At 43.9% G+C, this 24,334-nt stretch carries 14 protein-coding genes; 10 read left to right on the forward strand and 4 right to left on the reverse strand.

Going from position 1 to position 24,334, the window contains the following annotated elements; genetic code table 11:
• Positions 1-35: 35 nt before the first annotated feature.
• Entirely contained in the window at positions 36-2,795 is a 2,760-nt protein-coding gene (locus tag BFP72_RS11695; RefSeq protein WP_158233386.1) for a putative LPS assembly protein LptD, read from the reverse strand.
• A 121-nt stretch (positions 2,796-2,916) separates the two neighbouring features.
• Between BFP72_RS11695 and BFP72_RS11700 the strand changes: the two genes are divergently transcribed.
• The 4 genes from BFP72_RS11700 (at position 2,917) to hemE (ending at position 7,344) form a co-directional block, all read left to right on the forward strand.
• Positions 2,917-3,702, forward strand: a complete 786-nt coding sequence (locus BFP72_RS11700; RefSeq protein WP_099599312.1) for an N-acetylmuramoyl-L-alanine amidase — start codon at positions 2,917-2,919, stop codon at positions 3,700-3,702.
• A 9-nt stretch (positions 3,703-3,711) separates the two neighbouring features.
• Positions 3,712-4,653, forward strand: coding sequence for an MlaD family protein (locus BFP72_RS11705; RefSeq protein ID WP_099599313.1), 942 nt, complete (start codon positions 3,712-3,714; stop codon positions 4,651-4,653).
• Positions 4,654-4,735: 82 nt separating this feature from the next.
• The gene (locus tag BFP72_RS11710) at positions 4,736-6,232 is read left to right on the forward strand and encodes a tetratricopeptide repeat protein (protein ID WP_099599314.1); all 1,497 of its coding nucleotides are present in this window, start codon (positions 4,736-4,738) and stop codon (positions 6,230-6,232) included.
• Positions 6,233-6,315: 83 nt separating this feature from the next.
• Complete coding sequence (gene hemE, locus BFP72_RS11715; protein WP_099599315.1) at positions 6,316-7,344, forward strand: uroporphyrinogen decarboxylase; 1,029 nt, start codon at positions 6,316-6,318, stop codon at positions 7,342-7,344.
• A gap of 10 nt (positions 7,345-7,354) precedes the next feature.
• On the opposite strand, the gene BFP72_RS11720 is transcribed toward hemE, so the two are convergent.
• The 3 genes from BFP72_RS11720 to BFP72_RS11730 all read right to left on the reverse strand — a co-directional run bounded on the left by BFP72_RS11720 (position 7,355) and on the right by BFP72_RS11730 (position 11,942).
• On the reverse strand, positions 7,355-9,742 hold the full coding sequence (locus BFP72_RS11720) for a response regulator (RefSeq protein WP_143520050.1): 2,388 nt from the start codon (positions 9,740-9,742) through the stop codon (positions 7,355-7,357).
• Between the two features lie 98 nt (positions 9,743-9,840).
• Positions 9,841-11,034 carry a pyridoxal phosphate-dependent aminotransferase gene (locus BFP72_RS11725; RefSeq protein WP_099599317.1) on the reverse strand — a complete coding sequence of 398 codons (1,194 nt, stop codon included), beginning with the start codon at positions 11,032-11,034 and terminating at the stop codon, positions 9,841-9,843.
• A 134-nt stretch (positions 11,035-11,168) separates the two neighbouring features.
• A complete protein-coding gene (locus tag BFP72_RS11730; RefSeq protein ID WP_099599318.1) occupies positions 11,169-11,942 on the reverse strand; it encodes a LytTR family DNA-binding domain-containing protein in 774 nt (257 codons plus the stop codon).
• A gap of 133 nt (positions 11,943-12,075) precedes the next feature.
• Here BFP72_RS11730 and BFP72_RS11735 point away from each other — a divergent pair, with 133 nt between their 5' ends.
• The 6 genes from BFP72_RS11735 (at position 12,076) to BFP72_RS11760 (ending at position 24,245) form a co-directional block, all read left to right on the forward strand.
• Entirely contained in the window at positions 12,076-13,626 is a 1,551-nt protein-coding gene (locus BFP72_RS11735; protein WP_099599319.1) for a histidine kinase, read from the forward strand.
• Between the two features lie 105 nt (positions 13,627-13,731).
• On the forward strand, positions 13,732-16,254 hold the full coding sequence (locus BFP72_RS11740) for a zinc-dependent metalloprotease (protein WP_099599320.1): 2,523 nt from the start codon (positions 13,732-13,734) through the stop codon (positions 16,252-16,254).
• 10 nt (positions 16,255-16,264) lie between these two features.
• A complete protein-coding gene (locus BFP72_RS11745; protein ID WP_099599321.1) occupies positions 16,265-19,537 on the forward strand; it encodes a SusC/RagA family TonB-linked outer membrane protein in 3,273 nt (1,090 codons plus the stop codon).
• A gap of 11 nt (positions 19,538-19,548) precedes the next feature.
• Positions 19,549-20,868 carry a RagB/SusD family nutrient uptake outer membrane protein gene (locus BFP72_RS11750; protein WP_099599322.1) on the forward strand — a complete coding sequence of 440 codons (1,320 nt, stop codon included), beginning with the start codon at positions 19,549-19,551 and terminating at the stop codon, positions 20,866-20,868.
• An 88-nt stretch (positions 20,869-20,956) separates the two neighbouring features.
• Positions 20,957-21,934 carry a hypothetical protein gene (locus BFP72_RS11755; protein WP_143520051.1) on the forward strand — a complete coding sequence of 326 codons (978 nt, stop codon included), beginning with the start codon at positions 20,957-20,959 and terminating at the stop codon, positions 21,932-21,934.
• Positions 21,935-22,070: 136 nt separating this feature from the next.
• The gene (locus tag BFP72_RS11760) at positions 22,071-24,245 is read left to right on the forward strand and encodes a methyl-accepting chemotaxis protein (RefSeq protein WP_099599324.1); all 2,175 of its coding nucleotides are present in this window, start codon (positions 22,071-22,073) and stop codon (positions 24,243-24,245) included.
• Positions 24,246-24,334: the final 89 nt, after the last annotated feature.

A 24,334-nucleotide genomic window follows, 5' to 3' on the forward strand; every position in this document is an offset into this window, starting at 1 on the left:
AATTGTGAAATCTAGGTACTCCCCTAGTCACTCGTTTAGAAACTGGTGTAGGTAGACTGATTGCGGCGATCAAGTTTAAGATCCTTGAGCAACTGAGAATTCACCGCGATACGCACATAGTAGGACTGGCGTGGACCAAAAGGCACCCAGTTGAAACTCAGGTTCCAACAGTGCAAATCACGACTCACGTTGATTCGTGTCACGGTAAACTCCTTCTCCTTCATGTCGTACCCCGAATTGAAGCCTATCCGGGTCTTGTCTGTGATATTGAGTGTCCCGTTGAAATTCAGTGTTTGCGTGATGACCGCATCTGCGTACCCTGTCTTACTGTAATTGAACGCATAGTTGACATTCAAACTCCAAGGGACATCAAAAGGGACATAAGCATTGGGGTCATAGGAGATGTAGTTGTTGACGTTTCCTGCTTCGAAATTATCGCTATTGAAAGGATCGTTTTGCGAAAGCGGATTGTTGGCATTGGTATCTTGTGGCGCTTCGTCCTCGGACTTTTTCGCTCCTTTTGGCGTCAGTTTCAAGCCTACCGAGACACTCGTCCTGGAGAGGTTACCGATCCCCTCCCCGTTGTTCCAGGCGAACTTATCGATCCGTCTTTGGTAATATGAATCCCCACTTGACCCGTTCTCTACACTATCCAGTACATAGACATAAGGATCGATCGTACCACTGAGGTTGACATACATGGCTCCTTTGAAGAAAGAGGTTCGGGCGTTCCAGTTGATGTTGCTGAGTTTGAATTCTTCTGCTAAGAAGTTGTAGGAAGAAGACATGGACAGGTTGTCGAATATTTTGATTTTATTGTACTCGGCGATCGAATCGGATTTGGACTTGACCTTCATCTCGATGTTGTTGTTGAGAGAGAAAGACACCGAAGCACTCTCTCCTGCCGAAGGTCCTCCGTAGGTAAACCCCTCATACTTGGACAATACCGCTGTATCTCCATCTTCATCAATTTGTACCTCCTGATACACCCCTTTGGATGGGTCCGCATAGTCTGGAGAGTAGCTAAATCCTACGTTGGGAGTCATGACATGACGTATGGCTTTGATTTTTTTGCTTCTAAAATTGTACATCCCATAGAGACGTGTCGACATAGATGCGCCACTATTCCACCAGCCTGCCCGAGAAAATTGATTGAGCGTATCTACGACTACTCCTCCCTCAGTCGCATCGTACTCGTACTGCAATTCCTTGGGGTACCACACCTCCGTATAGTTGAAACTCGGGCTCACCGTGATATACTTGAGCATATTGAAGGAGGTAGAAACAGGGATCTGGTGCTTCATCCCCAGGTTGGATCGGCGCATGAGCTCCTCCATATTGTCCCCGTTGAACTCGATTTGTTCGCTTGTAGCGGGTGAGGTATTGATGATATAATCCGGAGTAGACAGCCCCTTGTTGGAGATCTCATTTTCCATAGACATTCGATACGTGAAGCCCAACTTACCCAATGCCGTATTTTTCAGATTGCCCACATTTTTGAAAGGCTGTATACGCGAAGCATTGAAACTGATCTCTGGCAAGGACAAGGTAGTCGCTCCCGTGCTGATGTTTTGGCTGTAGCGTGCGTTGGCTGTCAAATTGAAGGGCGTCCCCTTGAAAGTCTTCGAATACGACACGTTCGAATTGAACTGCGACGACACACTCTGCACATAGTCATAGCCCACATTGTTGGCATTGGCGCTATAGCTCTGCGTCCCCATCGATACCGAAGCAGAGAAACGGGACGTACCGAAAGACTCCGGCCTGTGACTCCAGTTGACCCAAAAATCTTTGGAATACGAGTCATCTTCGAAAGTCGGGCTGACCGTCTTGTTGTAGCGCATACTCATGTTGCCCGAGTACTTGTAGCGCATCTTATAATTGGACTGAGTCTGAAGTCCATAACTGCCATTGGTATAAATATCGCCCGTCACTTTCAGATCCATGTACTCGTTGATATCAAAGTAATACCCCCCATTTCTCATGAAAAATCCACGGTTTTGATCCTCTCCATAACTCGGAAATATGATCCCCGAAGACTTCTCTCTTGGAGAAGGAAACATCCCAAACGGAAAGCCTATGGGCGTGGGGATCTCTCCAAAATACAAGTTGAAAGGTCCCGACAGTACCCGATCATTGGGGATGACTTTGAGCTTTTTGGATTGTATATAATAATGTGGGTGTTCGTGGTTGCAGGTGGTGTATTTGGCATCACGTATAAACATCTCATCCAGTTCGTTCTTTTTGACCCGAGCACCGTGCATGTATGCTCCGTCTTGTTCCGTGATGATACCGTTGATGAGAGCTTTCTTGGTTTTGAAATTGTAAACCATGTCGTCGGTCTCGTAGGAGTCGCCCCCCTCGGTAAACACAGGTTTCCCAACCTTCTTGCCCGCCGAATCCAAGACATAGTTGGCCCGTAGGGTATTCTCCACCCAATCCATCTCGATGCGTTCTCCCGTCAAGGCTATGTTGCCATAGTCGATAGACCCGTCACCATAGAGGTACATTTTTTGATTGGTCAAATCAAAGTAAATAGAATCTTTGGCCTTGTAATTGACAGTTGTCTCTACGTCGTTGCGTGTTTTGCGAGGAGCAAACTTCGAAGAATCTTTTGCAGCAAGGGCACCACTAGAAGACAGCAGTGTTTGAATAGAATCTGGCAAAAGCGGTATATATTCGGGGTATGATTTCAGCGAATCCAAATACCCATTCTCGATCAGGTGAGTCACCTTTTGCATGGCTTGCGCCGTATCGAGTTTGTAATTTTGAGCTGCCCCGATATACCCCAGCAAAACAAGAAAAAGACAAAAAAACGGGGCTTTTATATTGGGCACAAGGATTTTCAGTTTCAATGAAAAATGAACAAATTTGCACAAAAATATTGCCATTAAAGTTCTAAACAAGTTCTTCTGGATGAAAAATGTTCTACTAATAGGGATTTTTGCTTTAAGTCTATTATTCGCTTCCTTCAACCATACGGGGGTCAAAGATTACCGTATACGCAAGGTTGTCATCGATGCTGGTCATGGAGGAAAGGACCAAGGCACTTCAGGTCAATTCTCACTTGAAAAAGACATAGCACTAAGTATCGCACTCGAAACAGGGAAAATCATCAACGAATACTTGCCGGATGTCGAAGTGATCTACACCCGCAAAGATGACAGCTTTCCTACGCTCTACGAGCGAGCCGATGTAGCCAACAACAACCACGCGGACTTGTTCATTTCGATTCACTGCAACTCCGCTCCCTACAGCGAAAAAGTACACGGAACAGAGACATACATCATGGGACTCCATATGTCCAACGAAAATTTCGAAGTAGCCAAACGAGAAAATTCGGTCATCTCTCTGGAGCAAAACTCAGATGAGCATTATGAAGGTTTCGACCCCAAATCCCCCGAATCGTACATTTTATTCTCTCTCTACCAAAATGCCTACCAACAAAACAGCTTGGAACTGGCGCAAAACGTAGAAGATCAATTCAAAAATCGAGTAGGAAGAAGGAGCCGAGGGGTTAAGTCTGCGGGATTTTTAGTACTTTGGAAGACCAGTATGCCTAGCGTCCTGATCGAGACCGGATTTCTCAGCAATGCAAAAGAGGAAAAAGATCTAAACGATAAGTTGCAACAAACGTATATTGCATCAGGTATTTTCAGAGCATTCAGGGATTACAAAAATCAATTAGAATCTAAAAACTAGACCACACCAGTGACCAAAGAAGTAAAAGTCGGTTTATTCGCCGCGATATCAGGAGCCATTTTGTATTTCGGGTTCAACTTTCTCAAAGGGATAGACTTTTTTTCGTCTACGAGTAGGTATTATGCGATATACGAAAACATAGACGGTCTCAACATCTCCAACCCCGTCATCGTCAATGGCTATGCAGTGGGGCGTGTGAGCAACATCGAAATCCTCCAAAAAAGAAACAATCAAATCATCGTAGAGATGGATGTCAAAGGCACCTTGACCATAGGCAAGGGCACCTCGGCGATTTTGATGAACAGCGACTTCTTAGGCAGTAAATCCATCCTGCTCGACATCAAAAACATCGACCAACCCCTCGAAAGTGGTGACACCATACATGGAGAAGTGGATCTAGGCCTAGCAGCCATACTCAACCGCGCAGAACCACTCACCGATGACATAGGTGTGACCATCAGCCGTCTCAACGGAATCCTCAAAGGCATGCAGGGCACCGGGCAAGAGGTAAAAGTCACGCTCGAAAACCTAAACAAGACAGTAGTCAACGTCAACAACCTTGTCGTACAAAACAACGTCAAGCTCAAACGAAGCTTTGACAACCTCAACTTGCTCATGAACAATGTCAACCAAAAGGTAGACCTCTTGGGGCCGCTACTCGTCAATGCAGACTCTACACTCCAAAAAGTCAACAATCTAGAATTGGAAGAAACGCTGAGTTCACTCAACTTGGTCCTTGCGGGACTACAGACCACCATGGACGACATCAATAGTGGCAAGGGCACACTGGGCAAAATCATCAACGAAGATTCCCTGTACACCAACTTGAATCAGGCGATCTTGGACTTGGACCAATTGCTGATCCACATCGATGAAAACCCAAAGCACTTTTTGGGTCCGCTGGCTAAGTCATCGAAAAAGATAGCTCGGGATCGGGAGGAGAACGATTAATCCAAAAAACATTTTGGATTAATCCGAATATCCAAAGATTCTTTTGTCGCCAACCTTTTCTAAAAGACCATAATACTCTAATTTGAGCGTCAAACTCTATTTCATCATCATGTTGTCTTTTTTACTAGGTTTATTCTTTGTTGCAGGCGAAACTTTCGCGAGCACCACAACGCCTAGCCAAGGCTTGGACAGTCTAAAAATACAGCTGGACACGACTCAAAACGTCGAATCACGGGCCGAACTTCTCTTTCTGATCGGAGATCAAGAAAGCAAAATAAATGGCACGACGGCACTCCCCTATTATGCGGAAATTTTAGAAATCGCCAGCGAAAAGAAAAACCCAGTCATGCGCTCCCGAGCATACAATCGCATCGGCGTGCTGTGGTACATCGAAAACAACATGCACGAGTCGATGCGAAACTACTACCTGGCACTGGAAGGGCTCCGAGAAATACCCAGCAACTACGACCTGCTGTGCGGCATCAACAACAACATCGCCTGGAATTTTCAAAAACAAAAAGACTACAAAAGAGCACTAGAATACTACAATACAAGTGAGCGTTTCTGTGAAATGTCCAATAACCAATCCATACTCGCTCATGTGCTCAACAACAAAGGTGTGGTCTTCAAAGACTTGAAAGAGTACGACAAAGCACTCTCTCAGCTCAAAAAGTCCCGTCAAATCAACAAGCAACAAAACGACATCACACGGGAGCTATTCAACATCAACAACATCGGCGTAGTATACCAAGAGCAAGGACACTACGAAACAGCCAACAAGTATTTCATTCAGGCTCTCATCCTCAACCAAAAACGGCAAGATCATTTTGAAGCGACCAACAACCTGATGAACCTGGGCAAATCCTACTACATGCTCCATCAATACAACGCAGCTGAAGACACCCTCAAACATGCTCTGCGACTTTCTGAAATCACCCGATCCGTACCGCAACGTCACGAAATCCTCAACTACCTCTACCAAGTCAAAGAAAAACAACAGGACTATCAAGAAGCCCTTCACTACTACACCGAATACAATAACCTAGAAGACAGCCTATTCAAGCAAGGACAGTATACTGACCTCATCGAATTAGAAGCCAAATACAAATCGGCACAGAACGAACGTATCCTACAGGAATCTCAAAATCAGCTACTCAAACAGCAATACATCAACACCTTGTTTTTGATCGCCCTGCTATTTGCGCTCCTTTTCATCGGGATCCTGATCTGGATCTACACCAACAAAAAACGCAACGAGAAAAAACTCATTGCCCTCAACAAAGAGATCGACGAGCAGAATGACAAAATTCAAACGATCAACCACAACCTCGAAAAAACGGTCAATGATAGAACCAAGGTCATCCGTGAACAAAACGAACACCTTCGTGAATTTGCCTACATGAATTCGCACAACATCCGACGTCCTCTTTCCAATATACTCGGTTTGCTCAGCTTGATCGAGGAAGAAACAGACCCACAAAAGATCAAGGAACTCACCTCATTGGCCAATGAAACGGCGACAGAAATGGATGAAATCATCCAGGAAGTCAACCAGCAACTCCGAGAAGAGAAACTTTAGTCTTCCGCCCTTCGGAATAGTCTCTCTCGGTTTACTTCTAGAGTTTTTGAATTGTATATTTGCAGCAAAATTCAAAGACGCGTATGACACTTCAAAATGACTTACTGATTCGGGCAGCCAAAGGAGAAAAAACAGAACGAGTACCTGTATGGCTCATGAGACAAGCGGGACGTATACTACCCGAGTACCGTGCAGTCCGTAGTAGTGTCAGTGGATTCATTGAGCTCGCCAAAACTCCCGAGCTTGCCGCAGAAGTGACCATTCAGCCCGTCGATCTCTTGGGCGTAGATGCAGCGATCATCTTTTCTGACATCCTCGTCATCCCAGAAGCCATGGGACTCCCCTACCAAATGGTAGAAAAGAAAGGACCGTGGTTTGAAAATACCGTATCGTCCACGAGTGATCTAGCCAAGATACACTTGGCCGAACCCGAACAAGACCTATCCTATGTACTGGATGCGATCAAGATCACCAAGAAAGAATTGAATGGCCGTGTGCCCTTGATTGGCTTTGCAGGAGCACCATGGACCATTTTTTCATACATGGTCGAAGGAGCAGGTAGCAAAACCTTCTCCAAAGCCAAAAAAATGCTCTACGCCGAACCAGAGCTCTCACATCAACTCCTGCAAATGATCACCGAGAGTACAATCCGATACCTCAAAGCGCAGATTGAAGCAGGAGCGGACTTGATACAGATTTTTGACTCATGGGCCGGCATATTGTCCCCCGAACAATACGATACCTTCGGACTCAAATACATCAGCCAAATCTGCAACGCCATCAACGATGTACCAGTCACAGTCTTTGCCAAAGGGGCCTTTTTTGCACGCAAGCGCATGGGGACGCTCAACTGCGAGACCATTGGCCTAGACTGGAACATGAGCGTATCTGCTTCGCGTCGACTCATAGGAGACTCCAAGACACTGCAGGGCAATCTTGACCCCTGCGTACTCTACAGTTCTGATGAAGAAATCGAAAAGAGAACCATCCAAATGCTAGAAGCTTTTGGAGGACACAAACACATCGCTAATCTTGGGCACGGCGTCTATCCAGACATTCACCCTGACAAAGTCAAAGTCTTCATCGAAACGGTAAAGAATTGGAGAGCCTAGTAAGAGACAACTAGCTCTCTGAGAGGGCTTGTTCTCTCTTCTCTATGTGAATTCTTATTTTGTTGTATAAGTCTTCTGGCTCAAAAGGCTTAGTGATGAAATCATTCATTCCACACTCGAAGACCTTGTCCCCAACATCCAGCATCACGGATGCAGTCAGCGCCAAGATGGGTATCTCAAGACCGCCTTTTCGCAACTCACGTGAAGCCGTATAACCATCCATCACGGGCATTTGCAAATCCATCAAGATCAAATCGTACTCAACTGTAGCTGTTTTTTCCAAAGCCTCTCGGCCATTTTCAGCCACGTCTACATCGATATCCCATCGTGACAAGAACTTCTTGGCTACCATGACATTGACGGGATTATCCTCTACCAACAGGATTTTCTTCCCTTCGAGTTCGTTGCGATCTACTTTTATCGTTTCTGACACTTTCTCTTGCGTTTCGCTGATCTGAAAAGTTTGTGTAAAGTAAAAACGAGAGCCCTGTCCCTCTATACTAAACACGTTGATTTTAATTTTTTGAAGATCCAGTATCCGCTTGGTAATCGATAGACCAAGACCTGTCCCCCCGTATTGACGCGTCGTAGATGTCGATGCTTGCGAAAAGCTATCAAAGATCTTATCCTGCTTGTCTTTAGGAATTCCAATACCCGAATCTTCGACAGTAAACTTGATCGACACCCGCTGTTTGGTCAACATTATTTTGGTCAAACTTAGAGTTACTCCCCCTTCATTGGTAAACTTGATTGCATTGCCAATCAAGTTGGTCAATATCTGGCTCATCCGTAAACCGTCACAGACTACAAACTTAGGAATGTCTTCATCATATATAACGTTTAGATAGATATTTTTCTCTCTTGCCTTGGTTTCTTGTGCCTTGGCGATATTTTGACATACCTCTACGATATTGACATCTACATATTCAAATTCTATTTTACCCGCATCGAGTTTGCTATAATCCAATACGTCATTGATCAGTACGTGCAGATGCTCTGCCGAAAATTTCAAGGTTTTGAGATCATCTACATGCTCCTTTTTCGGTTCATCCCCGATCAAATAGTTGGTCAAACCTATCACAGCATTGAGTGGTGTCCTGATCTCATGTGAGATCATTGACAAGAAATCCGACTGTGACTTGGCTGCTGACTCGGCCTTTTCCTTCGCAATTTCGATTTTGCGGTTGTAACGATAAAATAGGATAATAGACTGGATAAAAAAGAACTGCTGATACCCCACGAAATAAAACATCAAAGACGCACGTGCCCACCCAAAATACTCCAGCACTCCGGTTGCCATCACAAAAAACAGCACACTCGAACTCACCAAGGACAATTTGGACCCTTCACGCTTTCGCATCACCGCTACCACATATGTACCAAACATGTACACAAAGCAGAACAGCATAAATACCACGAATGGAGTCGCTAGCTCAGAAAAAACACGTACAGAAAAGAAAATACTCGTCACGATACATATCCCACAAAATGCCGTCGAGATGAACAAAAAGACTTTGGAGGTTTCTTTCTTGTACAAGTGATACGAATAGAAGGAAAAAGACCATGCGGACAAAAACATCGTGATATACTCTAGTCTGAGCGTCAATTCCCAGGGCAATGTCGGCACCAGCGCATGAAAAGTATAGTTGCCAGAACCGATCGCACGGTAGCTATAAAATAGGCAAAACAACGCATAGAAAAATATCTGCTTCTCATGTCTCCCAAAGGAAAACAACACCATAAAGAACAAACCCACAAAAAACAAACTGGATGCCATGATGAGGTCATTCGCCTCCTCTCGACGCTTTTGTGTCTGCATGATCACCTTTTCGCCCAGTTCGATAGGTGCCAGTGCCCCTCCTCTCGAATGCTGAAAATTGGATATCTGCAGGACGATATCCAATGTATCGTTGGTGATTTTGAGGTCTCGGGTGATCAACTCCCAATGAGGGTTAGATGTCAAAGCATTTTTCCCTACTTGACCATTGGCTGAGATATACTCCCCGTTGATAAATAAGATGTACGAACTGTAAAAATGAGGGACTGAAATTGCCAATTCAGGCGTGACAGAATTGAGAACTACACGCAAACGCTGTGTAGCAAACCCACGGTTGGTGATGACAGCATTGGCGATTGTATCGTTTTTCCAAAGTTTGGGGAATTGACGAAAAATTGGCGTATAGTTTCCCGAATCGAATTCATTGGGAAAAATGAGCTGCTCCCAATAAAACTCCCACTCTCCGTCTAGACTAATGGGAGCACTTTTCTGAAACTCCCAACCACGAAGATCCAAGAAACCCTTTTCTATTTGAGGCACCTTCTTCGTTTCGGCTTGTAAATCAATGCTGTAGCTACAAAAGCACAACGAAAGGCAAATAAGTAGGAGATTAGTTTTCAATCTGAATCATTCAGTTAGTTGTGAATGATAAAACTAATGAAATCAGACGATAATCAAAGGAATAGAGGGGCTAAACGTCTCAGCCCCTCTACAATCAGTTACTTCAATTTTGCGGCAGCCTCTTTGATGCGGCTAATCGCAGTTCTTAGGTCTTCTTCTGAAGCGGCATAAGACAATCTCAAACAATCCGGATCACCGAAAGCCTCTCCTGTCACCAACGAGACGTGCGCTGTCTCTAGCATGTATAAGCAAAAATCAGAGGCGTTGTTGATGGTTACGTTTCCATCTGATTTGCCGAAGTACTCGCTCACATCAGGGAAGAAATAAAACGCTCCTTGCGGCATATTCACTTTGAAACCTGGGATATCACTCAACAATCCGTGCACCAACTCTCTACGCTTGCCGTACTCAGCAGTCATCTCTCTAGTAGGAGCTAAATCAGTAGTCAGAGCAGTATAGGTCGCGCGCTGTGCGATAGAGCAGTTGGCAGAAGTCAATTGACCTTGGATCTTGTTGCAGGCTTTGGCCAACCAAGTCGGTGCGCCGATATAGCCTACTCTCCATCCAGTCATTGCAAAACCCTTCGCTACTCCGTTGACGGTGACCGTCTTGTCTTGCATCCCTTCGATAGCTCCGATGCTCGCGTGTCCTCCAGAAAAATTGATATGCTCATAAATCTCATCAGAGATCACCAAGATGTCATGCGGTTTCAAAACCTCAGCAATCGCTTCGAGTTCTTCCTGTGTAAATACAGACCCTGTAGGGTTGCATGGAGAAGAGAATATCAATGCTTTTGTTTTGTCCGTAATGGCAGCTTTGATTTGCTCCGCTGTTGCTTTGAAATCGTTTTCAATCCCTCCTTTGACCAGCACTGGAGTTCCTTCGGCCAATTCGATAAGCGCAGTATAACTCACCCAAAACGGGGACAATACAATCACTTCGTCACCTGGGTTGAGGATTGACAAAAAAACATTCGCTATAGACTGCTTCGCGCCGTTTGATACGACGATTTGATCTGGCGAGTAAGTCAACCCATTTTCCTTTTTGAATTTTTCGGAAATGGCCTCTCTCAAGTCCGCATAACCATTGACTGGTGGGTATGCGAAGTACTTCTCTGAATCAATAGCCTGCTTGGCACCTTCTTGGATGTGCTTTGGAGTTTTGAAATCTGGCTCTCCTAAACTAAGACTGATGACGTCAATTCCTTTGGCCTTGAATTCTCTTGCTTTGGCAGCCATAGCCAAAGTGGCAGATTCTGCCATGTTTTTGATTCTGTTTGAAAGTTGTTCCATTTCGTGTTTTCAATCTAAAATTTGATAGCACAAAACTAGACAAGCTTTCTAGAAGGGAGAAAGGAATAAGTTTTAAAAATTTAACACTATGGTTAAAGTTTGTTCAAATTAGCGTACAAAAGCCACACAGGTAATTACTTATTCATCCATTGCTTAAATGCTCTAATCTCCGTTTTTGTGACAGAAACATTTGAATTATCAGGTGGGCTAGGAACCAATTCTACTTGCAATTTAGTATTGGCAAGTATTTCCACACGTTTTATCGCGTGAATATTGACGGCATAATTTCTATTTATTCTAAAAAACCGCTTGGGGTCTACTTTGGTAATGACACCTCTAATCGTATCATCATACAAATAGCTTTCCCTATTGAAGGTATAAATAAATAGATGCTTACCAGAGCCATAGAAGTATGCAACATCCTCTATCTTGAGTGTTTTCAGGTCGTATCCATGTTTGACGAGAAACTGCTGCTGATATTTTTGTCCTCCCTTCAACTCTTTTGAAATAGAAGCAATTTGATCACTACTCAAACGAATGCTCATGTTTTTCAACTTCAGCAGAGCCTCATGAAGATCTCTTTCATCAAAAGGCTTGAGCAGATAGTCGATGGTGAATAGTTTGAAAGCTTCTAGCGTATAAGTGTCGTAGGCCGTAGTGAAAATTATAGGCGCCTTGATTTCTACTTGTTCCAATATTTCCAAGCTGCTCCCATCTGCCAGATGAATATCCAGAAAAATAAGATCCGTCTCATGATTAATGAAATATTGAACGGCGCTATCCACGGACTCCAATACAATGATTTCCTTGATTGGCAATACATCCTGCTGGAGCAACGTTCGTTTCAAGAACTCTGCCGCGGGCGATTCATCTTCTACTATCGCTACATTTATTCCTTTCTCCCCCATTGATTGTCAAAAATAACCACAGCTCCTCGCATAAGGTTCATTTGCATTTGGTAATTCTACTATTTCATCAAAATTCTACAGATTTGTTCTCCCTTTTCATCTATACTTGGTCCATTCCAACATTACTCCCATTATGCTTGATACTTTCATCCGATTTGTCAACAGAGGCAACAAATATCTATCAGCACTTTTTGTAGTAGTTCTTATAGCTATTGCGACTACTTTTTTCCTCACTGACCTTATCTCAGACCAGGTCAACCAAGCCAACAACAATGTGGCCACACATAGCTTCCAAAACAAATACCAAAACATCAAGCATGAATTTTCTCTCTATCTCAAACCCATCACCAATGCACAGCTTTTTGCTAGGACCAACGACTCAAGCGTAGCTGATTATGTAGAAAAAGTCCTGCAAGCGCAATCCATGGATAGCCTAGTTTATCGAAACTGGTACTTTATCGAAACCAACGGAGACATTGGCAAAGCATATTTCAATTCCCGAAAAGAGCACGACTCCTCTTCATTCACCTCTTGGAGGTACGAAAGAAGTAGTATAATCAAAGACGAGCAAGGCGCATATTATTGGCGAAATCAGAGTCTCATAGAGACAGAGCAAGGCAGTATTCATATGGGGTATGATCTTGATTTGGTACGCTTGCATGATTACATAGGAGATTTGGATTCCTATGCCATCAGCTATGCTTATGTCTTTGACCAAAAAGGGATGTGCTTGCTACACCCAGATGTGACACGCATTGGACAAAATGTATTTGATTTCAATCTAATAGAACCCGCAGACACTACATTCAATGAACGCAACTATTCTAAACGAGTAGTTAAATCTGAATATCTCCAAATCAATGTAACCAACTACATACGCAAATTACAAATTGGTGGGTCTACGTGGTTTGTTTCGGTCAATTTCCCCAACAGTATTCATGAAGAGGATATCAACCTGATCAAGAAGTACGTGACTATTATATACATCGTATCGACATCCCTTCTCCTATTTTTATTCTACTTCTTCAGTTTCAGACTCAGGCGCGAGTATCGAGAAAAAGAACAGCTACAACAAGAAAAGTCCGCCCTAGCCTTGCAAAAGGAAGTAGCAGAAAAACAAAATGCCTACTTCCAACTACAGCAGCTCAAAAACCAAATCAACCCACACATGCTGTTCAATTCTCTGAACACACTGTACACTCTGGTAGACAAGGATCAAAACCTCTCCAAACAGTTCGTTCATAAACTTTCGAAACTCTATAGGTACCTGACCGACCGGCCCGAAAACAACATATGCACAGTAAATGATGAACTCGAGATCGTGAGAGAATATTTATTCATGCAAAAAATCCGTTTTGACAATCGACTAGTTTTTGAAGTCGAAATAATGGCGCAGGCATCCCTCTACCAAAAAGTCCCCTACCTAGCTGTACAGACCGTAGTAGAAAACGCCATAAAACATAATATAGCTACGACTGACACCCCTCTGATTATTACCATCATGGTAGACACGGATCTACTGACCGTAAAAAACAACTACCAGCCCAAAAGAGTAACCCAAGATTCCGGAGAACAATTTGGTTTGCGCTACTTGCGTAGTATCTACGAGTATTACCATTGTGACAATTTTGGCAGTTATATAGAAAACGGTCATTTCAACTGTCAACTCCCCTATTTGACATAAAGACTTTTGCTTTACTCCGCTTTTTGTCCGCCTTACTCCATCTGATTTTTCATAAACATCTGTTACAAGCATATTTAGGAATTATTAACAGCAGATTTGAGATTTATGCGGGGAGTTTATGTGGTGGTACTGGTCTTTTCATGGTTCTTTTTTGGCCATCTATCAGAGGGGTTTAGCCAGTCAGCAAAGGGTGCGGAGGAAGAAGTAGTGACCGATAAGGACAGTACCTCAAACCAAAAAAACAAATACAAAGAACTACTAGAAAAAGGAACATGGTCCAATGGACTTTTCAATGTAATTAGACAAAAAGGAGATTATTTCTTTGAAGTATCAGACTCTCTGATGGGAGTAGACCTACTCCTGGTCAATAAAATATCCAGCGTCCCCTATGCGCTCAACGGTCATGGTTTGAACAAAGGCATGGCCTATGAAAGCAAAATGATAAGGTTTTACAAAGACACTGCGCTGAACAAGGTCTGGGTAAAAACCATCAACCCGAGAGTAAGCTCTCCAGCAAACGATGCGATTACTCTTTCGGTAAAAGAAAACTTCGTCGAGTCAGTCATCGAGTCTTTCGATATCGAAGCAAAAAACGAAGATTCTACTACAGTCGTCATCAAGGTAAATAAGATCTTCGACGGAAACCGCAAAAGCTTTACTGACTTACTCGCCAGTACAGGGCTAGGTGGTGGCATACAAACGGATCTTTCCAAAATAGAAGACATCAAGGCTTTTCCAGAAAACATCGTCGTAAAAAGCCTATTGACCACTTCTGTGAGTGAAGGAGGACCTGCTCTTCCACTTTCTATTGGGATCACCTTAAATATCGTACTATTACCAAAGAACCCCATGATGCCTCGCTATGCCGACAAGCGCATAGGGTATTTTGACAAGCCTATCAGCTATTTCTCCGATGAGCAGCACGAAATAGAAAACCGAGAGATGATCACTCGGTGGAGATTGGAACCGAAAGAAGAGGATGAAGAAAAATACCTCAGTGGTGAACTCGTGGAACCAAAACAACCCATCATCTATTATATCGATCCCTCTACACCTCCTCAATGGAGAACATACATTCAACAAGGAGTGCTTGACTGGAACGAAGCATTTGAAGAGGCCGGATTTAAACATGCCGTCCAAGCTAAAGAGGTGACTGATGAAGAAGATTTTGATATCGATGATGTACGCTATTCGGTCATCACCTATGCAGCATCTGCCCAGAAAAATGCCATGGGGCCATCGATCATTGACCCCCGAAGCGGTGAAATAATAGAAGCAGACATCATGTGGTGGCACAATGTAATGAAAGCCGTCCACATGTGGATGCGTGTACAGACAGGGACAATAGATCCTAAAGCTAGGGCTAACAAATTTTCTGACGCACACATGGGAGAAGCTATCCGTTTTGTTTCCTCTCACGAGGTAGGGCACACCTTTGGTTTGACACACAATATGGGAGCTTCGCACAGCTACCCCGTTGACTCTTTGAGATCTCCCTCATTTACCAGTCATATGTCTGGCACAGCACCTTCGATCATGGATTACGCCAGGTACAACTATGTCGCCCAGCCGGGGGATCATGTGACTGAAATCACCCCGGAAATTGGCATCTATGACAAATACGCCATCCACTGGGGCTATAGATGGTTAGGCCTGAGCGATCCTCACGATGAAACAGCACAACTAAACGACTGGATCAGGGCACATGAAAATGACCCACTCTACTTTTATGGACCACAGCAGCCTGACATCATAGACCCGAGAAGCCAGTCAGAAGACCTAGGTGATGACGCAGTGAAAGCCAGTATGTATGGGCTACAAAACCTTAAGAAAATCGTACCCAACATACTGAGTTGGGCTGCAGAAGTGGATCAAGACTATTATCAAGCTGCAAAACTTTACAAAGGCGTCATTGACCAGTGGGTAACTTACAACGGCCATGTGGTCTCCAACTTAGGAGGGGTCTACATCAACAACACAGTCGCTGGAGACAAAAAAGAGAGCTATGTACCCGTACCTGCCTTAAAACAAAGGGAAGCCGTAAACTATTTGATAGAAAATGGAGTTAAACCACAGCATTGGTTATTCACTCCTGATCTGATCCACAAAGTATACGCGGTGAGAGACGCTCCTGACGGTGAGCGCTATTACTCTCCCGTTTCGCTCATGCGAACCTACCAAACCAATGTGATGTATGCGATGGTTAAAACAGATCGGCTGGCTCGTATTATCGACAATCAAGTGCTTGTAAAAGGTGGAGAAGAGGTCTTTACGGCTCACGACATTTATGACCCTCTATTTGAGGCAGTTTTCCAAAAGACTGAGAAAGGCAAAGACCTAGATATGTATGATCGCATGACTCAAAAGAATTATGTCGACGTACTGACCGTTGATAGACTTGAATTACTCAAAAAGACCAAAGAAAATGCACTAACAGACGATCATCGCGAGTTTAAAAACATACACTACACCTACATACCCCGTGTATCAGACATCGGTTCGATACAGCATGCTGAGTTGCAGCGCATTTTAAAGCTTCTAAAGAAGAAGAGAAAAAGTGGAGACAGAGATACTAGGGCTCACTACGAAGATTTGATTTCGAGAATTGAGTTTAACCTAAAAAATTAGGAAGGGAAGGATGAGAAGAGTTATTTATCTATTGGCAATGCTGCCAAGTATGCTGTGGGCGCAAGATGTAAAACGCATAAGCGGCCAAGTCACAGACATCGAAAGTGGTGAGCCACTGATTGGGGCATCCGTATATATATCCTTGGAAGCTATAGAAACTGAACGATCAGTAGTAGGCACCATCACAGATATCGAGGGCATGTTTTCTTTCCAGGCACCTGCAGATGCCAAAAACGTGACCGTCACCTACACAGGCTATGAGTCCAAAACCTACACAATAGAAGGTCAATATACGGAAGGCATACGGATAGAGCTCAAGCAATCAAGTGACATGCTCAACGAGGTAGTACTCACCGGGTACCAAGAAACTACCATGCGCAAAACAACATCTGCCATCAGTAAGGTAGAAGTCAAAGACATCAAGCAAGCTGGCGTAGCTAGCGTAGATCAAATGCTACAAGGTCAATTGCCTGGAGTATTTGTCCAGCAAACGTCTGGTGCACCAGGTGCCCCCGTCAAAATCAACATTCGTGGCACGGCCTCACTCAATGGTTCCTCAGACCCGCTCTGGGTATTGGATGGCATGCCACTAGAAGGAGACGACGTACCTACGGACTTTAGAGACAAGGACAACATTGATCTACTCAAAAGCTACCCTATAGCGGGCATCAATCCAGATGATATCGAGAGTATCACAGTACTCAAAGATGCTTCTGCAACCAGTATCTATGGTGCCAGAGCTGCCAATGGCGTAATCGTGATCACTACCAAAAATGGTCAAATAGGCAAAGCTAGAATCAATGTCTCGGCAGGCACATTTGTCACACAAGCCCCTGACTACAGCAAACTGAAGCTGATGAACTCTGATCAAAAAGTGGATTTCGAATTGTACCTAGCAGAAAGAGATGACCTCAACTATCTATCTGACAAAGGAGAAGTAGCACGTATATTGGATAGCTACGGCCAATATGATCAAATGTCTAGTGGAGGGTTCTCTAGTCTCAGTCCTGAAGCTCAGGCTGCTATCAACCAGCTCCGAACAACAAATACCAATTGGGGGGATGAGCTATATCAAATGGCCCTCAACCAACAATACGGATTGAACATATCTGGTGGAAATAAGAACAATGACTATTATTTCTCTGCAGGGTATTTTGAGGAAAAAGGTAGTACAATCGGATCAGGGCAGCAGCGTTTCAACCTTTCCTTAAAGGATAACTTCAAAATTTCCGAAAGACTAAAACTAGGGGTAGCAATATTTGGGAGTCAAAACCGAACCTATTCTTATCTCAGCGGAATAGATGCCTATACAAACCCTGCATATTATGCCCGTACAGCCAATCCTTACCTTGCCCTTAAGGATTCCAACGGTGAGTATATCTATGACCCAGACTTGGTCGAAAGAGAAGATTTGAATTTACAATACAATGTACTCGAAGAACGTACCAATACCAGTAATGAACTTGTAGTAAATTCGATCAAATCAATCTTCAATATCAAATATGCATTTGATTGGGGATTGGTAGTCAATAGCCAGCTCGGACTACAACTGGACAATGATAGCCAAGAACAAGTCTCAGATGAAGAAAGCTACTATACCCGAAAATACGAACTCAAATCCAGATACACAGACGGAGACGGACAGTATCAATACTACATGCCGCAAGGAGGCATCATCCAAAACACCAACAGCAACGATTTTCAATACAACTGGAAGTCTACCTTGAACTACGGCCAAGTGTTCTACAATAGACACGAAGTGGATGTGCTCTTGGGTGCAGAGTTTAGAGAAACTACCAACAACTCCGTTTTCACCCGTGGCTTTGGATTCAACCCCAACACTCTGACCACTATCCCTATCACTTACGACAAAGCATCAGACAATTCTAACTTTGATACCTACACCAAGACAGCATTGCACAATGCATACTCTTCCTTTTTTGGCACATTCTCATACACCTACGACAACACCTACTCCTTATTTTCCAGCTTAAGGTACGACGGTTCCAACCTATTTGGCGTCAACCCTAAGTACCGCTATTTGCCGATCTGGTCTGTAGCAGGCTCGTGGAACATCGCCAACGAAGATTTTTTGTACGAGGCGGGTTTAGACATTCTTAAACTCCGAGCTTCATACGGAATCCAAGGCAATATAGACAAGTCAACTTCTCCCTATGTGATTGGCACCTACGGCTCGACGAGCATACTCCCTGGACTCCAAGAAGAATCAATAAGTTCATTAGGAGCACCTAATCCTGATCTAAGGTGGGAAAAAACCACCTCAACCAACGTAGGTCTTGATTTTGGCATGGGAAGTGGGCGATTATTCTTATCTGCAGACCTGTATTACCGCAAAGGAACTGACCTGGTAGGTTTAAGATCTGTCCCTTTGGAATCGGGATACAACTTCATCACGACCAACTGGGCGACCCTCGTTAATAAAGGCTTTGAGTTTTCTCTAAGAACAGTAAACATCGAGACAGACCGATTTAGGTGGTCTACCAATTTCAACATCTCTGCCAACAAGAACGTGGTAGAAAAAATACAAGCGCATGACGACTCTTTCAAACCATCACTAGAAGGCTATAGCGTCAATGCCATTTTTGCACTAAAGACCGCAGGACTAGACGGCAATGGGTTACCCATTTTCGAAAAGGATGGTCAACAAATGAGTGCTGTAGACTTTTTTCAACTTCGTGACGGCACTACGGGTGAGCAACTAACCCGCGAAGAGCATAGGGAGCTGTATACCTATATGGGGGACGGAACCCCTAAACTAAATGGAGGCTTCAACAACTCCTTTAGATATAGACAGTTTGACTTGCAAATAGCTGCCAACTTTGTCATCAAGCAGCTCGTACAGCGTACACCTTCCTACCACTTGACTTCCGTAAACCCTTCTAGAAATTACAGCACCGAGATCCTTTCAGCCAGCACTAATGGATTACCTGCTCTTATTGGTTTCAATTCCCCTGGAATTGAAACCTCTTTGGTCTACACCTGGTTCAACTCTGGAGATGATGGCCTGACCTACAATGATCTGGATATCTGGGTGAGTGAAATATCGTACCTAAGGATCAACAGCATCAGATTGGGTTACAATCTAAGCAAAAACACTCTGGACAAGCTTCGGCTCAATTCAGCGAGAATCTATCTGGAGGGAAGAAACCTACTGGTCCTAAGCACAGATTACGACTACTATTTCGACCCAGAAACCTACGGCAGCCCCTACGCTCAACCCATCCCAAGAATGATTGCTGCGGGAGTTAATCTATCATTTTAAAACATCAGGAAATGAAAAAGATACTACTAATTAGTTTGATTGCCATGAGCACCCTGTCTTGCGATGAGTTTCTGGACATTCAGCCAGTAGGGCAGGTCATACCTGTCTCGGTAGAAGAATACCGCAGTTTCCTCACGACAGCTTATGCCATCGTACCCGATCACAAGGTCCTGATGACATACCGTACAGACGAGCTACTGCTCACCGAAAATTCTGCGGGCATAGCATACTATGAAGATATCTACCTATGGCGAGATGACAATCCTTCATTGCTCACTACTCCTTACCCCTACGCCAGCTTTTACACAGTCATATTCTATGCCAACCATGTCATCAACAGTACTGAAGACATCATCGGTGAGCAAGAAGAAATTGAGCAACTGGTGGGTGAAGCCTATGGCTTGCGTGCCTTGAACTATTTCGAACTCGTCAACATGTACGGGGCACCGTACGATGCAAGTACTGCCGATTCCGAACTAGCCGTACCGATAGTCACCACCTACGACTCTGACAGAAGGTACTTTAGAGAAACTACAGCGGCCGTATATCAGTTGATCAATGAAGACATAACTATGGCCGAAAGCCTCCTGCAAGTAGCCAGACAAGAACCCGGCTATAATTACAGATTTTCTATCGCAGCACTCAAAAGCTTGAAAGCAAGAGTAGCCTTGTATATGCAAGATTGGAAAACTGCTATAGAGGCTAGCCATGAAGCCCTGTCCATACAGGGAGATTTGCTCGATCTGAACGAAAGCCATGAAGTGATGCCGTGTGAATACAACTCAGAGGAGTCCATACTCGCGCTACAGGAAGTAACCTCTGTAGACATACTACAAAACGCGTCAATTTCCGAATACTTGATCAATACATACAATCAATCAGACGACTTGCGTTTTGACGAGATGTATAGGGTATCTGGTTCGGGATACAGCTCTAAAAAATCCTCCGGCAGCAATTTCAAGTCAACGTTCCGCACAGCTGATCTCTACCTGATGCTCGCGGAGGCTAATGCTCACCTTGGAGGTGCCAACCTACAAACGAGCAAATCTGCCTTGCTCACACTTGCGCAAAACAGATACACGCCACAGGGATATACGGACTACCAATCACAGATAGAATCTATGAACCAACAGCAACTACTGGACGAAGTACTCCAAGAAAGACTCCGAGAATTTGCCCTAGAGGGCCACAGGTGGTACGACATTCGTCGTACCAATTCAACGACTATTGACAAGATCTTTGAGGGGGAAGCTTTCACCCTCAATGTAGAAGACACCCGCTATACCCTGCCTTTTCCACAAGACGCAACCATCAACAACCCTGATCTATGACCCTTATTTATTTTTTAACTTTTAACGCAATTGAAACTTTATGAAAAGTATTTATTCACTCTTGTGCCTAGCTCTAATAGGATTGAGCTTGGCATCATGTTCAGAAGATGAAGCAACGAAATCCAACCTCGCCAGTATCGAGTCTTTCGAAATTGCATTCGGACTAGATGAAGGCGTAGAATATGAATTTGACGCAAACAGCATTAGCGTAAGTGTTCCTTTTGGGACAGTGCTCTCTGGATTAGAAACCACAGTGGCAATCTCTGAAAACGCCTTAGTAGAACCTGTATCAGGTTCAGCAATTGACTATACCGATGGCGAAGCAGTGACCTTTACTGTGACTGCAGAGGATGCCACTGTACAAACCTATGACGTCACTGTAACTGTGCGCGGCGAGGTAGGAAGCGGGTCTAAGCTAGAGACCTACAGCATTGCTGATCTATTCGGCGAAAATGCTACTACTACTTACCTGTATTCTGATCTATCTGGTTTTGTGACAAAGTACACCAAAGTCGCAGACGACTGGGGCACGGAGATTACTTCTACTTATGAATTGATCTATGATGACAAAAACCAGGTAACTGAACTCAAATTCACTTCTGGACAAACCGAAGGAACGACTACCTATGGCTACAATGAAGATGGACAGATCATCTCCGGCGAACAAACTGAGAATGGTGAAGCTGTTTACTCCTACACTTATACTTACAGTTCAGGTATTCTTTCAGAAATACTCAGAACCGATCGCTTGGACGATGATTTCGAGTCAACTACCGTATTCACCGTAGAAAATGGCAATGTCATCAACATGGTGAAATCTGGAGAGGAATACACTGCCAGCTATGATGACAAAGAAAACCCATTCAAAAACCTTTATCCAGCTGCATTCGCTGCTATCAACATTGGCATAGAAGATATCAATGTAAACAATCCGATTTCGGGAACACTAGCGGACAATGCCATCACCTATGAGTACAACGAAGATGGCTACCCTGTATCTGCCAGCTACACCTACTTCGATGGATTAGCCACTGTAGACAAAGCATTTACCTACTACGCTGAGTAGTAGAAATCAAAAATGCAATGCATTTACACCCACCAGGGCTTGCTGCCTGGTGGGTTATTTTATATCACTTATTTTCATTTCCCCTCTTTCGACATTAGATCTACCTGCCGTACTAACGATCTCAAATGAAAGTTAAATGAGCCTCAAGAAAAAACTACCCCTATTTATTGTCACAGTTGTAGCTGTTACGATCATACTGATCACTGGTATCTCCATTTACACTATCAACAAAAAAGCCAATGCTGACATAAAGACCCTACAGCAACAAGAAATGAACAATGCCCGAGAACGGCTAAAAAATCTGGTAGAGCTAGCCTATAGTATGATTGACAACAATCACTCTGGATCACATGGAGAGGCCAATCTGTATGCTGCCCTCTCCATACTGTCCAAACTACAATTTGGGGATGGTGAGGGATATTTTTGGGTCACGGACACACAGCTACCCTTCCCTACCATGATACTCAATCCTGCCAACTCAGAAATACATGGAGACACCTTGAAAGATGAATCGTACAACGTCATCAAAGATGAACCTGGCAAAAACGTACACCAGAAACGGGTAGAGCAAGTATTAGCAAATGGAGAAGCTTTTGTGAACTACTACGAACAGCGTGATGCAAAAGGAGACATGCTGAGCAAACTATCCTACTCACGACACTACAAGCCCCTAGGCTGGGTGATATCCACTGGGGTATTCGTAGATGCCATAGATGCCAAAGTAGCCTTGAAGCAAAAAGAACTCAAACAACAAATCGGTCAGATGATAGTCGCCATCAGTATCTCCGCTGTATTGCTCTTTCTCATCGTTATTTTCATCAGTATCCGGTTTTCTAACTCCGTCACTTCAGCGATCAACAATGTAGCCGAACGATTGCGAGAACTAGCCGCTGGAAAGCATGTCAGCCACATGATCAGCAATAGAAAAGATGAAATAGGCGAAATGGTAGCTTCACTCAATGACTTAGTAGACGGCATGACATCCTACGAACAGTTTGCCACTCAGATTGGCAAAGGTAATCTTGACCACAGTTTTGAAAAAAGAAGCGAAGATGATGCATTAGGTTCAGCATTGCTCAGCATGCGATCCTCTCTCAAATCCGTGCTGGAAGAAACCAATGCAGTATTGGAAGAAGCCGGTGACAATGGCAATTTGAAAGCAAGAATATCTCTACTACACAAAAAGGGAGTATGGATGGAATTAGCCGAATCAATCAATGGGTTACTAGAATCTGTAGCTACACCACTCATAGAAATCAATCGAGTAGCAAACCATATGGCCATTGGCAACCTTGCAGAAAGGTTCTCATTAGAAACCGCTGGTGACATTGCTCAAACAGCTCACAGCCTCAATCAAGCATTGACCAACCTCAATCATCTGATTGCAGAGGTGATGAGCAGTGCAAACAGTGTAGATAGTTCTACCTATGAAATGCTCTCCGCCAACAGTGAAATGAATCGAGGTACGTCTGAAATAGCCTCTTCCATTTCCCAGATGAGTGATGGAGCACTTACCCAAGTCGCCAAAGTTGATGAATCCTCACAGGTAATAGAAATGATTATCCATTCATTCAATGAGATGAAAGAACTTGCGAACGAAATCAATGAAGCTTCTGATGAAGGCTATGGCAAAAGTATGGGAGGCATGAAAATCATGTCTGAACTGGACAGCAGCATGCATACCATCCTAAACAATTCCGAAGAAACTGCCAATCACATGAAACTGCTCACAGATAGGTCCCTGGAAATCAATAAAGCCGTAGAAGTGATAGCCAATATAGCCAAACAGACCAATATGCTAGCGTTGAATGCTGCAATAGAGGCTGCTCAAGCAGGTGACGCAGGTAGAGGGTTCGCTGTAGTAGCCGAAGAAATCAGAAAACTAGCAGAATTATCCAATCAGTCGGCCTCAGAAATCAGCACCTTGATCACTGCCGTACAAAGCGACACAAAAGACGCCAGTCGATTTATCCTAAGCATGAATACTACAGTGAAATCAGGTGCACTGGCATCCAATAAGGCCACTGTAGCATTCAAAGGAATCATCAATTCTTCTGAGAAAACATTAAAGCTCTCTGAAAGAATTGTCCACACCATAGAAGAACAAGAAGGAAGTGTACAATCAGCCATGAGTATCACTGAAAGTATCGTAGTGATCGCCGAACAAACTGCAGCAGGATCCAGAGAAGTAGCCAGTGCTGCCAGCCAAGTAGCTGCAGGCATGGATACATTTGCAGAAAAATCTAAAGGACTGTCAGATATAGCATCCGAACTCAAAGAAGAACTAGCTAAATTCAAAATACTCAATTGAAACCGTCCAAATTTAAGCTACGTCATACAAGTATTAGGATATAGTCAAACGATACATCTACAAAAAAGAAGGTAAAAGCCATTATTCGT

It is taken from the genome of Reichenbachiella sp. 5M10 (assembly GCF_002742335.1).
Lineage (GTDB): Bacteria > Bacteroidota > Bacteroidia > Cytophagales > Cyclobacteriaceae > Reichenbachiella.

Coding starts and splice junctions, on each gene's coding strand:
- BFP72_RS11700 (WP_099599312.1), top strand. CDS start 2,917: ATGAAAAATGTTCTACTAATAGGGATTTTTGCTTTAAGTCTATTATTC.
- hemE (WP_099599315.1), top strand. CDS start 6,316: ATGACACTTCAAAATGACTTACTGATTCGGGCAGCCAAAGGAGAAAAA.
- BFP72_RS11725 (WP_099599317.1), bottom strand. CDS start 11,034: ATGGAACAACTTTCAAACAGAATCAAAAACATGGCAGAATCTGCCACT.
- BFP72_RS11730 (WP_099599318.1), bottom strand. CDS start 11,942: ATGGGGGAGAAAGGAATAAATGTAGCGATAGTAGAAGATGAATCGCCC.
- BFP72_RS11735 (WP_099599319.1), top strand. CDS start 12,076: ATGCTTGATACTTTCATCCGATTTGTCAACAGAGGCAACAAATATCTA.
- BFP72_RS11740 (WP_099599320.1), top strand. CDS start 13,732: ATGCGGGGAGTTTATGTGGTGGTACTGGTCTTTTCATGGTTCTTTTTT.
- BFP72_RS11745 (WP_099599321.1), top strand. CDS start 16,265: ATGAGAAGAGTTATTTATCTATTGGCAATGCTGCCAAGTATGCTGTGG.
- BFP72_RS11750 (WP_099599322.1), top strand. CDS start 19,549: ATGAAAAAGATACTACTAATTAGTTTGATTGCCATGAGCACCCTGTCT.
- BFP72_RS11760 (WP_099599324.1), top strand. CDS start 22,071: ATGAGCCTCAAGAAAAAACTACCCCTATTTATTGTCACAGTTGTAGCT.